The sequence below is a fragment of the Luteipulveratus flavus genome (assembly GCF_029439465.1).
GTDB classification, from domain to species: domain Bacteria; phylum Actinomycetota; class Actinomycetes; order Actinomycetales; family Dermatophilaceae; genus Luteipulveratus; species Luteipulveratus flavus.
Genome location: NZ_JAROAV010000020.1, coordinates 1 through 12327, shown reverse-complemented (window position 1 = coordinate 12327; position 12327 = coordinate 1). Strand labels below are relative to the sequence as shown.

Annotated in this window: 14 protein-coding genes; 6 read left to right on the top strand and 8 right to left on the bottom strand. The window is 70.6% G+C overall.

Annotated features, from left to right (window positions below; all coding sequences use genetic code 11):
- The first annotated feature begins 18 nt into the window (after window positions 1-18).
- Both P4R38_RS05365 and P4R38_RS05360 read left to right on the top strand, forming a co-directional pair.
- Window positions 19-222 (top strand): heavy-metal-associated domain-containing protein, encoded by a 204-nt coding sequence (locus P4R38_RS05365; RefSeq protein WP_277191337.1) that lies wholly within the window; start codon window positions 19-21, stop codon window positions 220-222.
- Entirely contained in the window at window positions 219-1181 is a 963-nt protein-coding gene (locus P4R38_RS05360; RefSeq protein ID WP_277191336.1) for a hypothetical protein, read from the top strand. Before P4R38_RS05365 ends, P4R38_RS05360 begins: the two co-directional genes overlap by 4 nt.
- 113 nt (window positions 1182-1294) lie before the next feature.
- Here P4R38_RS05360 and purL read toward each other — a convergent pair whose 3' ends face one another.
- The 7 genes from purL to P4R38_RS05325 all read right to left on the bottom strand — a co-directional run bounded on the left by purL (window position 1295) and on the right by P4R38_RS05325 (window position 8094).
- A complete protein-coding gene (gene purL / locus P4R38_RS05355) occupies window positions 1295-3199 on the bottom strand; it encodes a phosphoribosylformylglycinamidine synthase (RefSeq protein ID WP_346770741.1) in 1905 nt (634 codons plus the stop codon).
- 89 nt (window positions 3200-3288) lie between these two features.
- Window positions 3289-3708, bottom strand: a complete 420-nt coding sequence (locus tag P4R38_RS05350) for a PPOX class F420-dependent oxidoreductase (protein WP_277191335.1) — start codon at window positions 3706-3708, stop codon at window positions 3289-3291.
- Window positions 3709-3830: 122 nt separating this feature from the next.
- Window positions 3831-4343, bottom strand: a complete 513-nt coding sequence (locus tag P4R38_RS05345) for a DUF6584 family protein (protein ID WP_277191334.1) — start codon at window positions 4341-4343, stop codon at window positions 3831-3833.
- A 145-nt stretch (window positions 4344-4488) separates the two neighbouring features.
- Window positions 4489-5286 (bottom strand): spermidine synthase, encoded by a 798-nt coding sequence (locus P4R38_RS05340; RefSeq protein WP_346770740.1) that lies wholly within the window; start codon window positions 5284-5286, stop codon window positions 4489-4491.
- Between the two features lie 218 nt (window positions 5287-5504).
- Window positions 5505-6818, bottom strand: a complete 1314-nt coding sequence (locus P4R38_RS05335) for a lipase family protein (protein WP_277191333.1) — start codon at window positions 6816-6818, stop codon at window positions 5505-5507.
- Window positions 6819-6931: 113 nt separating this feature from the next.
- Entirely contained in the window at window positions 6932-7951 is a 1020-nt protein-coding gene (locus P4R38_RS05330; RefSeq protein ID WP_277191332.1) for an AraC family transcriptional regulator, read from the bottom strand.
- Window positions 7951-8094, bottom strand: a complete 144-nt coding sequence (locus P4R38_RS05325) for a hypothetical protein (protein ID WP_277191331.1) — start codon at window positions 8092-8094, stop codon at window positions 7951-7953. The genes P4R38_RS05330 and P4R38_RS05325 overlap by 1 nt, the downstream gene beginning before the upstream one ends.
- A gap of 85 nt (window positions 8095-8179) precedes the next feature.
- Between P4R38_RS05325 and P4R38_RS05320 the strand changes: the two genes are divergently transcribed.
- The 4 genes from P4R38_RS05320 to P4R38_RS05305 all read left to right on the top strand — a co-directional run bounded on the left by P4R38_RS05320 (window position 8180) and on the right by P4R38_RS05305 (window position 11889).
- Window positions 8180-8797 (top strand): TetR/AcrR family transcriptional regulator, encoded by a 618-nt coding sequence (locus P4R38_RS05320; RefSeq protein ID WP_277191330.1) that lies wholly within the window; start codon window positions 8180-8182, stop codon window positions 8795-8797.
- 2 nt (window positions 8798-8799) lie between these two features.
- Window positions 8800-10470, top strand: a complete 1671-nt coding sequence (locus P4R38_RS05315; RefSeq protein ID WP_277191329.1) for an FAD-binding dehydrogenase — start codon at window positions 8800-8802, stop codon at window positions 10468-10470.
- Between the two features lie 156 nt (window positions 10471-10626).
- A complete protein-coding gene (locus P4R38_RS05310) occupies window positions 10627-11010 on the top strand; it encodes a sterol carrier family protein (RefSeq protein WP_277191328.1) in 384 nt (127 codons plus the stop codon).
- Window positions 11011-11019: 9 nt separating this feature from the next.
- Complete coding sequence (locus P4R38_RS05305) at window positions 11020-11889, top strand: LLM class flavin-dependent oxidoreductase (RefSeq protein ID WP_277191327.1); 870 nt, start codon at window positions 11020-11022, stop codon at window positions 11887-11889.
- Window positions 11890-11996: 107 nt separating this feature from the next.
- Here P4R38_RS05305 and P4R38_RS05300 read toward each other — a convergent pair.
- Window positions 11997-12327, bottom strand: a 331-nt coding sequence (locus tag P4R38_RS05300) for a sunset domain-containing protein (RefSeq protein ID WP_457609441.1), incomplete at its 5' end; no start/stop codon positions are given.

Here is a 12327-nt window from a genome sequence, read left to right as displayed (position 1 = left end):
ACACCAAGGAGATTCGCCATGACGACCGCCACGTACACCGTGACCGGAATGACCTGCCAGCACTGCGTCGCATCCGTCACCGAGGAGGTCCAGGAGATCGCCGGTGTGACCGACGTCCGGGTCGACCTCGCCTCCGGCGACCTCACCGTCACCAGCGATCAGCCGGTCGACCGGGTCATCGTCAGCGCGGCCGTCGACGAGGCCGGCTACACGCTGTCATGAGCTCCGCGGGCAGGATCGGCGCCTTCACCGTCGGGCTCGCTGCGGTCTTCGGGGTGGCGCTCGTGGGTGGGCACGCGGTCGGCCCGCTCGACACGTCGCCGCCTCCGGCCATGCACGGCCACGGCACGATGCCGTCCGGTGGCGCATCCACCGATGCGCACGCCGGGCACGGCAGCGGTACGGCCGAGTCGGCCGCCGCATCGCTGCCCGGCGGCCTCCAGGTCGCTCAGGACGGGTACCGCCTGGTCCTCGACCAGCAGTCGAACGCGACCGGTCGCCGGCCCGTCTCGTTCACCGTGCTGGGCCGCGACGGCCGGCCCGTCACCGCGTACGACATGCAGCACGAGAAGCAGCTGCACCTCATCGCCGCACGACGTGACCTGACCGGCTTCCAGCACGTGCACCCGGTGCTCGGCAGCGACGGGCGCTGGCGTACGCAGCTGGACCTGACGCCCGGGCAGTGGCGGATCTTCGCCGACTTCAAGGCCACCGGCGGACCGGCGCTGACTCTCGGGGACGACCTCGCGGTGCCGGGCGACTACCGGCCGGCTCCCCCTGCGCGGCCGACGACCACGACGACCGTCGACGGGTACGCCGTCACGCTGACCGGGCGCCTGACCCCCGGTCGTACGGCGCCGATGACTCTCTCGATCACCAAGGGTGGCAAGCCTGTTCGCGATCTGCAGCCCTACCTCGGGGCGTACGGGCACCTGGTGACGCTGCGCGAGGGCGACCTGGCGTACCTGCACGTCCATCCCGAGGGCGAGCCGGGCGACGGGAAGACTCCGGCCGGTCCGGGCGTGACGTTCGAGGCGACGGCGCCGAGCGTGGGTTCGTACCGGATGTTCCTGGACTTCAAGCACGACGGAGTGGTCCGGACCGCCGAGCTCGCCGTCCGTACGGATGCGGCTGGTACGGCGCCAGCCACCGATCACGGGGCGACACCCCATGCCCACTGACCAGCCGACCACCTCGCCGGTTGACCCAGCCACCCCGCCGGTTGAGCCAGCCACCTCGCTGGTTGAGCCGCTCCGAGGCGCCAGCCGAGGAGCGAGTCGAAACCCGGTGACAGCTACGACCGGTCTCCCCGCGGCTCACCGGGTTTCGACTCGGCCTCCGCTAGCGCTCCGGCCGGCTCAACCAGCGGGGAGGTGGGCTCGACCAGCGCTCCGGCCGGCTCAACCAGCGGGGTGGCGGAGACCACGAGCCGGCCGTCGGACTGGGCGACGCCGACCACCGCGTACGGGCAGCGCTCGCGGTCGGCGAGCGCCGCGAACCGGGACAGCGACTCCGGAGCGATCGCGAGGACGTACCGCTCCTGGCTCTCGTTGCACCAGATCTCCTTGGGCGCCAGGCCGGACTCCTCCAGCGGGACGGCGCTCAGGTCGAACCGCGCACCCAGGCCGGCGTCGTCCACCAGCTCGGGGAACGCGTTGGACAGCCCGCCCGCGCCCACGTCGTGGATCGCCAGCACGGGGTTGTCGTCGCCGAGGGACCAGCAGTGGTTGATGACCTCCTGCGCGCGCCGCTCGATCTCGGGGTTGCCGCGCTGGACGGAGTCGAAGTCGAGGTCGGCGGCGTTGGTGCCGGACGCCATCGACGACGCGGCGCCGCCGCCCATGCCGATCCGCATGCCCGGACCGCCGAGCTGGATCAGCAGCGTGCCCTCGGGGAAGCGGACCTTCTCGGTCTGCGACGCGTCGATGGAGCCGAGGCCGCCCGCGCTCATGATCGGCTTGTGGAACCCGCGGCGCACGCCGTCGACGGTCTGCTCGTACACGCGGAAGAACCCGCCGAGCCCCGGCCGGCCGAACTCGTTGTTGAACGCCGCCGCGCCGATCGGCCCCTCGATCATGATGTCCAGCGGCGAGGCGATGTGGTCCGGGCGGCCGTACGTCTCGCGCTCCCATGGCTCGGACGTGTCGGGCAGGTGCAGGTTCGAGACGGCGAACCCCGTCAGGCCGGCCTTGGGCTGCGAGCCACGGCCGGTCGCGCCCTCGTCGCGGATCTCGCCGCCGGCGCCCGTCGCCGCGCCCGGGAACGGGCTGATCGCAGTCGGGTGGTTGTGCGTCTCGACCTTCATCAGCACGTGCGCGTCGGTCTCCCGGGCCGCGTACCGCGTCGGGCCGTCCGGGGACTCAGGCAGCCACCGGGTGATCCGGCCGCCCGCCATGATGGACGCGTTGTCCTTGTACGCGACGACGGTGCCCTCGCCGGCGACCTGCTCGGTGTGCCGGATCATCCCGAACAGGCTGGACGTCTTGACCTCGCCGTCGACGACGAAGTCGGCGTTGAAGATCTTGTGCCGGCAGTGCTCGGAGTTGGCCTGCGCGAACATCATCAGCTCGACGTCGGTGGGGTTGCGCCGCAGCCCGCGGAACGCGTCCACGAGGTAGTCGATCTCGTCGTCCGAGAGCGCCAGACCGTACGCGGTGTCGGCCTCCTCCAGCGCAGGACGGCCGCGGCCGAGCACGTCGATGTGCTCCATCGGCTGCGGCTCGCGCTCGTCGAACAGGTGCGCGGCGTCCTCGCGGCGAGGGAGGACGGACTCGGTCATCCGGTCGTGCAGGAGCGCGGCGGCGTCCGCGAGCTGCTGGTCGGTGAGCGGCTCGCCGACCAGCACGTACTCGGTGACCCGCTCGACCCGGCGCACGTCGACGCCGCAGCTGTGCATGATGTCGGTCGCCTTGGACGCCCATGGCGAGACCGTGCCCAGCCGCGGTCCCACCACCAGCAGCGTGCCGGTCGCGTCCGTCCGCGTCGCCGGCGGACCGTAGGTCAGCAGCTGGGCCACGCGGTCGTGTGCGGCTGCGTCGAGCTCGGCGTCGCTGGCCACCCAGTGCACGTGGCGGGCCACGACGTCGGTGACCTGCGGTGCCACGGCCCGGAGCCGCTCCAGCAGCGCACGGGTACGGAACGGGGAGAGGGCGGCGCCGCCCTCGACGGTGGTCAGCACGGGCGCGTGCGACGAGGACATCACAGGTGGTCTCCACGGGAGGCAGTGGCGGGACCGGCCAAGATTACCGAGCGGTGGAGGCGGGCCCGTCACCCGGCGTACCGAGCGGGTCAGCGGGCCATCCCGTAGACACGCTCGACGTGCAGGTGCAGCGGGATGCGCCGGTCGGCCACCATCGCGCGCCGGTAGTCCTCCCAGTCGGGGTGCTCACCGTTCGCCGCGCGGTAGATGTCGATGAGCTCCTCGACGCTCTCGTCGTCCGTGGCCCGCGCCACGGGCAGCAGCTCGGCGCGTACCTCGGCCACCACGTACGACCAGCCGTCGTCGCTCTGCGCCTGCAGGGACGCACGCGGGTCGCGGCGCAGGTTCGCGGTCTTGGCCCGGCCGTCGGTGATCGACACCCGGATCAGGTCCCGCTCGCGGTCGTACACGTAGGTGACGTTCGACAGCTGCGGCCGCCCGTCGCGCTTGATGGTGGCCAGCACTCCCAGGCCGCGGGAGGCGAGCAGGTCACGGAGGGCGTCGCTCATGTCGCCATCGTCTCCCGGGGCGCTGCGGACGGCCAGCGTCGCAGACGACCCTGTCCGGTGCAGATGACCCTGCACGTGCCGAGACATCTGCACCGGACGGAGTCGTTCTGGTGGCCGACGGGTCAGCCGAGCCAGCCGCGCAGGATCTGTTGGAACTGGTAGGCACCAAGTGCCAACAAGAGCAGGGTGTAAGCGAAGAGGATCACGCAGCCCAACGCCACCCAGTCGAATCCGCCCGGCGTCGGGTCGCCGGACCAGCGCTCGACACCGACCCGTTCGTCCTTCGGCAGCGCGTCGAGGTCGCGATGCAACCGGTCGAGCCGGGCCTGGCTGACCGGCCCCTCGGTGGGCGTGTCGACGTGCCAGGACAGCTGGCTGACCATCTCCCGCGGATGACGGCCGCGGGAGCGCTCGTACGCAGCGATCTCCTCCGCGGTGGCGTCCTCGAGGACGAAGCCCCACCGACCGGCCTGGGCGGGGTCGAGCGCGGCACGGCAGGCGTCGCGCAGCGCCCGCCGTACCTCGAAGTCGCCCGGGTACTGGGCGCGCAGACTCGTCAGCCGATGCCGCGCCAGGCCCGCGTCGCCGCGCTCGATGTCGGCGGCCGCGCGCGCCAAAGTGTCCTCGATCGCCACGAGGCACCTCCTTCGGAATCGGGAGGACGGTAGTGGCGCACGCCTCCCCGGGGCCACCCGATTCGAGAGCGGGCGGTGGTCAGGACGTGAGCCATGGCTCACCTCTGGACCACCACGGACGCGGGAGCGGGCGTCCGGCCGGCCCTCAGCGCAGGCGCCAGCGGCCCGGGTCAGGGGGCGCGGGAGAGGGCTCGCCGACCTCGTCGAACGGCGTCGCTGACCGGGCACGCCGGGTCAGCTCGGCCGCTCCCAGCACGCCGGTCGGGAAGTCCGCGCGAGCGGCACGGCGGCGCAGCTCGTCCACGTCGAGCGGAGCGGCCGAGGCGACGAGGACGACGTTGCCGTACCGCTTGCCCTTCAGCACCTCCTGCAGCGTGACGGCCGCGACCGAGGGGAACGCCGGCAGCAGCGTCGCGACGACCCGGGCGACGTACCGCAGGCCGGGCTCGTCGGCGAGGTTCATCAGCAGCAGGCCGCCGGGTCGCAGCACCCGGGCGGCCGACGCGGCGAACGTCGCCGAGGTGAGGTCCGCCGGCACCCGGCCCTCGTCGTACGCGTCGAGCACGACGACGTCCGCGCTCGCGTCCTTGAGGCCACCCACCCCCGCGGCGCCGTCGACGGGTCGGACGCGGATGCGATGGCCGCGGGGGAGCGGCAGCTCGCGGCGGACGACCTCGGTCAGCTCGACGTCCGGCTCCAGGACGATCTGGGGTGAGCCGGGCCGGGTGTGCTCGACGTAACGGGCGAGCGTGAGGCCCGCGCCGCCGATGTGCGTGACACCGAGCCGTCCCGCCGGGGCGAGCGCGTCGAGGGCGAGCGCCAGGTGCTGGACGTACTCGAAGACGAGCAGCTGGGGGTCGTCCGGCTGCACATACGACTGCGGGTGCCCGTCCCGGACGACCGTCACCCCGCCCCGCTCATCGGTCACCAACTCGATCGGCACCCGGGAACGGTACTCGGGTGCCTGTCTCACCGGTCGATGTGAGCCTTCTCCCACAAGCGACGTGACGGCACGTTGTCCATCGACCCGACCATGACTCGAGATGCCCGTCGTTGATCCCGGCGTGGAAGTACCTCGGTATCCCTGGCTCGTGACCTACGGGCACCTCTGCGGCGACCTGGTACCCGGGCGCCCTCGGGTGAGGGCGCCCGGGCCCTGGCTCAGGGCGCGACGACCTCAGGCGTCAACGGGTTACCGGCGGGGATGAGCCCGCAGCTGGAGGGCGCGGCCGCGGTGGTGAAGCGGTCGTCGAGCCAGCTGAGCGCGCCGGGCGCCCACAGCGGAACGGTCGGGAAGTGGCTGGTCAGCTCGAACTGGGTGTACTTGATCCGCCTGTTGCCGGTCGCGCAGTACTGGCGCGCGAGCGTCCGCACGTCACCGGCGATCATGACCCCATCACCACGACCGATGCCCGGCTTGTTGCCCGACGTCCCCTCCAGTTCGCCGGCCGCGCCCTGACCGATGTAGCCCGGCACGGTCGGTGTCGGCGCGGAACCGAGGTTCAGCTTGTTGACTGCCTCGACGTACGCGGGCACCGAGTTCGGGTTGGCGTAGGCGGGCTTGACCAGCTTGTCCCAGGAGAACGTCGGGTACTGGAAAAGCACATTGTTGATGGAGGCCTTCTCGAACTTCGCGAGGGTCTGCTTCCCCTCCTCGGTGAGGTACGGCGTGAAGTCGACGTCGTACGACCGCGCGACGCCGACCAGCGCCATCCCGGCGATCCCCGCCCAGGTGGTACTCCCCTTGACGTAGGGAAGATTGTGGGCCGGGTCGACCAGCAGGCCGCCCTCGGTGAAACCGACCAGGGTGTTGTTGATCTCCGGCGCGTACGACGGCGCGAGCGCGGCCGCCCAGTTCGTCGCAATCGCGCCGCCGGAGTAGCCGATCAGGCCGGTGCGGGTGGTGGGGTTCAACCCGGTTGCCGCCGTGTGGGTGACCGCCCGCAGCGAGTCCAACGTGTTGTATGCGTACTCCGGGCCGGCCGCGAAGTTGGCCTGCTGGCCCTCGGTGTCGGGGACCACGACCGTGTAGCCCTTGAGCAGCAGCGGAACGATGATGAGCGACTCCGCATCGGTGACCAGTCCGCCGAAGCTGACGTTGCCGGCGATGGAGCGCGACGGGCTGTCCTCGGGGTTCAGTGAGTCGTAGAACGACTGGTACGACACGGCCTTGGTCGGGTCCTGGCGGGCGGGCTTGAGCACCGAGGTCACGTTGGCGGACGGACGACCCTGCGCGTCGGTGCTGCGGTAGAGCACTTGCACTGCGGTCACCGGCGTCGGGATGCCGATGACGTGGTACTGCAGCTCGCGTGTCTTCAGGACGGCACCCGGAGCGTACGACGACAGCGGTTCGTCACCGGTGTAGGAGTAGAACGAGTCGCCGGCGGCGTGGGCCTGCGGGGCGACCGCACTGCCGCCGGCGAGCAGCGCTGCGGTGGTCAGGGTCGCAGCGAACGAACGGGTAGCTGTCTTCATCGGAACCTCCTGGGGGATGTGCCGAGTCGTGCCGGCACCCGCCGCTGCACTGCGGCGTCGCACCAGGGTGTGTGACCCCGGTCACAGCGCGCTCGCCCCAGCCCGCCGACTTCTTACCCCTGCGCGCCAGCCCCAGTGCGTCGCAGGACGCGCGGGCCGACGCCGTACCAACGGCGCATCGCGCGGGTGAGCGCGGACTGTTCGGCGAAACCGGCCATCGCGGCGATCTGCCCGATGGGTATGTCCGTGCCGGTCACCAGCCGGTATGCGATACCTCGACGGACGTCGTCCATCAGCCGCTCGAAGGTGGTGCCCTCCTGGCCCAGACGGCGCTGCACCGTACGCGGCGCGCACGCCATCAGGCGCGCGACGTCGGCGATGCGCGGCGGCGCGCTGCCCATCCGGCCCTCCAGCACGGCGCGCACCTGCGCGGCGACCGGGCCGCCGGGCTCCCGCGGTTGGCGCTGCAGATGCTCCATCGCCAACCGGCGCACCGTGGTGTTCGCCCCGGTGAACTGCGCGTCCAGCCAGTCGCGCTCCACCCGCAGGGCACCGACCGCCGTCCCGAACCGGACCGGCCCACCGAAGAACTGCTCGTACCTGCGCGGCGCGGAGAGGGGCGCGTGCGCCAGCTCCACCGAGCGGACCGGATCGCCGGCGATGAGGGCCAGGACGATGCGGTGGAAGACTCCCAGAGCGAGCTCCATCGCCTGGGCAGAGTACGGCGAGCGGCTCAGATCCTTGGTGTACGTCAGCGCGACGACGTCCGGCGCACCCTGCGGATCGGGCCGCAGCTCGACTCGCAGCGCGGAGCTGTGCACGAACATGTACCGGGAGGCGCAGCCCACCGCGTCGGCGCCCGTGGCGGACGCCTCGATCGCGACGGCCAGCGCACCCAGCACGCCGAGGTCCTGGTGGTCGGCGAGGCGCAATCCGAAATCCGGGCAGTCGAGGATCTCCGCCGCGGCATCGAGCATCCGGTCGCGGTCGGTCAGCGAGATCAGTCCGTCGTCAACCAGCAGGACATCGCGAGGGATGGCGAACTGCCGCAGCAAGTCGTCCGGGTCGCCGCCGAGCTGTTGCACCAGAGCAACGAAGCCGCGCAGGCTCGCCGCGCGGATCATCGGTCCCATCAGCCTGCGCCGTCAGCCGTACCCGTACGGAGCCGTACCTGCGCCGCAATGAGCGGCCCGGCGCAGACGAGGACGGCACCGACGAAGAGGCAGTAGCCAGCGTCGAGCCCGAGGCTCATCCGTCCCAGTCCGGCACCTGCCACGGAGGGAGAATATCTGGCCCAGAGGGGGTGTACCAGTTTTCTGATACACGAACGCATCCGATACGCCCGTGTATCGTACGGGCCCATGGGCGATCTCAGGACGGTCTCGCACCGTCGTGCAGTGACACGTCAGCGCCTGGTCGACGCGGCTCTCGGGGTCTTCGCTGAGCAGGGGTTCGGCAGGACCACGGTGGAGCAGGTGTGTGATCGCGCTGGCTTCACTCGTGGCGCCTTCTACTCCAACTTCAGTTCATTGGACGAGCTGTTTCTCGCGATGTGGGAGCAGCGTTCTGCCGACATGGTCTCGGGTCTGCACACTGCTTTCGAGGAGCGCATGCCCGATCAGGTGGGCTCGGTACGCGAGGCAGTCGAGTTCGCGCTGGCTGTCATCCCGGTCGATGAGGACTGGTACCGGGTGTCGGCCGAGTTCACCGCTCACGCCCTGCGTACGCCGGGGATGCGCTGGGTCATGGCCGAGCGCGAGCGGGGCATCCAACGGGCACTGCTCCCGGTGATCGAGAGGCTGCTGGCGATGAATGGCCAAGAGGTGGTCAATCGTGACGCCTTGGGTCAGGCCCTCGTTGCGGTGCACGACGGCACCCTCGTCCAGTGCCTCGTTGAACCGGACGACGAGGTCGTCCACGCCCGTCGGGTCGACCTGTTCGTCCTCGTCGTCGAGGCGCACACGAAGGAAAGCAGGTAGTCGTGAGCACTTTTGAGCCCGATGTCATCGTGGTGGGCGCCGGCCTAGCCGGTCTTGTCGCAACCCATGAGCTGGCCCTTGCGGGCAAGCGAGTCCTGGTGCTCGACCAAGAGAACCGAGCCAACCTCGGCGGTCAGGCGTTCTGGTCCCTGGGCGGCCTGTTCTTCGTTGACAGCCCCGAGCAGCGGCGCATGGGGATCAAGGACTCCCGTGATCTCGCTCTGCAGGACTGGTTGGGGTCGGCGGCGTTCGATCGGTTGGAGGATCAGGACAGCTGGGCTCAGCGTTGGGCCGAGGCTTACGTCGACTTCGCGGCCACCGAGAAGCGCACGTACCTTCACGAGCTCGGGTTGCGCCTGCTCCCACTGGTCGGTTGGGCGGAGCGAGGTGCGGGCTCGGCGACCGGCCATGGCAACTCAGTGCCTCGCTTCCACCTGACGTGGGGTACCGGGCCGGAGGTCGTGCGAGTCTTCGCCGAGCCCGTCGCAGCGGCGGAGGAGAGGGGACTGGTGCGCTTCGGCTTCAGGCACCAAGTCGACGAGCTGCTCGTCGAGGAGGGCGCGGTCGTCGGGGTGCGTGGGAGCGTACTGGCCGATGGCGACGGAGCCCGCGGGGTGAAGTCCTCACGCGATGTCGTCGGCGATTTCGTCCGTCGGGCTCGCGCAGTAGTGGTGACCTCGGGCGGCATCGGTCACAACCACGAGCTGATCCGTCGCCATTGGCCGACCGAACGTCTAGGGCCTGCGCCGAAGCATCTCATCAGCGGGGTCCCCGCTCACGTCGACGGGCGGATGCTGCAGATCAGTGAGGATGCCGGGGCAAACCTCGTCAACCGCGACCGGATCTGGGCCTACACAGAGGGCGTCCACAACTGGGACCCGATCTGGCCGGACCACGCGATCCGCATCATTCCCGGTCCGTCGTCGCTGTGGCTGGACGCGACAGGTGCTCGGTTCCCTGCGCCGAACTTTCCTGGGTTTGACTCCCTGGGCACGATGAAGGAGATCCTGGCCACCGGCTACGACTACTCGTGGTTCGTTCTCACTCAAGCTGTCATTGAGAAGGAGTTCGCGCTCTCGGGCTCGGAGCAGAACCCGGACATCACCCAGAAGGACGTCCGCTTCCTGCTGAGAAGTCGGCTGTCCAAGGGCGCCCCGGACCCGGTTGAGAAATTCAAGCAGCACGGCGAGGACTTCGTCGTCGCGGATACGGTCGAAGCATTGGTCGAGGGTATGAACAATCTCTCGCGCGGCCCAGTGATCGACCCCGCAGACCTGCGGCGAACCATCACCGCTCGTGATCGAGAAATCGACAACTCCTTCTCGAAGGACCTGCAGCTGATGGCGATCAACAATGCGCGGCAGTCGCGCACCGACCGCCTCGTCCGCGTCGCCAAGCCGCACAAGTTCCTCGACCCGGACAACGGACCTCTGATCGCGGTCCGCCTGAACATCCTCACCCGTAAGACGCTCGGCGGACTGCAGACCAACCTCGACAGCCAGGTCCTGCGCGAAGACGGCACCCCGCTGCGTGGTCTCTACGCCGCTGGAGAGGTCGCCGGCTTCGGGGGAGGAGGGGTCCACGGATACAACGCCCTCGAGGGGACGTTCCTGGGAGGCTGCATCTTCTCCGGCCGAGCAGCCGGCCGCGCTCTTGCCCAACGCCTCACCTGAGCGCGGGACTGTCCGGCGAACGGTGTAGCCGGGGCGCCGCGCGGGGCGCGTGGTGAGGACCTGGTGTCACGGCCCGAGCCGGTTCACCAGTTCTGGACGACCCCGGTGGCCGGCCGGCTGGGGCAGGCTGCCATCGCGGCACGGCAGGATGGGCGGATGCCCCCACGTCGACGCATCGATCCCGCTGCCGGCCGCGCGGCGCTCGTCCAGTGGCACGCCGAGCCGGCCGCCGCCGACCGCGCGACGACGGCGACCGCGGTCCGCTACACCCTCGAAGAGCTCTCGCTGCAGGCACCGGGCCACAGCGTGGAGGTGCGGGTGCCGCCGTTCGGGGCCGTCCAGGTCATCGAGGGGCCGCGCCACAAGCGGGGTACGCCGACGAATGTCGTTGAGATGCAAGCAGACTCGTGGCTTCGCATCGCCACCGGAGCGATCTCGTGGGCCGACGCCGAGGGAGAGGGGCTCGTCCGGGCGTCCGGGCAGCGCGCCGACCTGTCGCCGTACCTGCCGCTGCTGCGCCTCGCGGACGACCCGGCCTAGTCTCGGAGCATGCGATTCGGGATCACCATCCTGCCGGAGTACCCCTGGGCGCAGGCCGCCCCGCTGTGGCGCCGCGCGGAGGAGCTCGGGTTCGACCACGCCTGGACGTACGACCACCTCGTCTGGGGCGGACTGCCGGACTCGCCGTGGTTCGGCACGACGCCCACCCTGACCGCCGCCGCGACGGTGACTTCACGCATCCGGCTGGGCACGTTCGTCACCTCCCCGAACTACCGCCACCCGGTGACGTTCATGCGCGACCTGCTCGCCCTGGACGACATCTCCGGCGGCCGGTTCGTCTGCGGGATCGGGGCCGGTGGCGACGTCGACGCACGTCTGCTCGGCGGCCCTGACCTCACGCCTCGTCAGCGGTACGAGCGGTTCGAGGAGTTCACCGAGCTGCTGGACCGGCTGCTGCGCGAGGACCACGTCAGCTCGGAGGGCCACTACTTCTCCGCTCGCGACGCGCGGACGCTGCCGGGCCCGGCCCGTGCGCGAATCCCGTTCGTGATGGCCGCCAACGGACCGCGCGCCCTGCGCCTCGCCGCCCGCATCGGTCAGGGCTGGGTGACGTACGGCAAGCCCGGGGACTCCTACGACGCGTGGTGGGCGAGCCTGCGGGACCTGTCGCGCCGGCTGGACGACGCGCTGGAGCAGGAGGGCGGCTCGGTCGAGACGTTCGAGCGGCACCTGAACCTGGACCCGCAGGGCTTCTACTCCCTGGAGAGCGTTGGCCGGTTCGAGGACGCGGTGGGTCGGGCGGCCGAGATCGGGTTCACCGACCTCATCACGCACTGGCCGCGGCCGACCGATCCGTACCGCGGCAGCCTCGACGTGCTCGAGCAGGTCGCCGCCGAGCTCATGCCCCGCTGGCCCTGAGCCGCGTCACGTCCGGACCCGGCCAACGAGCCACCCCTGAAACCCCGGCAAAAGGTGGTGGTGAGCACATGCATGCATGTGCTCACCACCACCTTTTGCCGGTGAGGTCACCAGTGGCGGAAGCCGGCTGCCTTCGCGTGCTCCTCGGACTCGAACCAGACCTCGGCGTCGGTGGAGTCGTACGCGGGGGAGTCCGCGGTGTGGAAGATCATCGAGTCGGCGTTGCCCTTGAGCCAGCCCTCCGGGCCTGAACCGTCCGCCTCCGCCAGCACAGATCCCGGGCCGAACGGCCGCGTCGAGTCGTCCGTCGGAGCTGCCGGCGCGGTCTTCTCCTCGTCCTTGGCCTCGGGGGCGCTGTCGTCCAGCGCGGGCGGTGGGGTGGCCCAGTCGTCGCCACCGGCGGCAGGCGCCGGCTTGGCCTTCTCTTCGGTCTTGGCC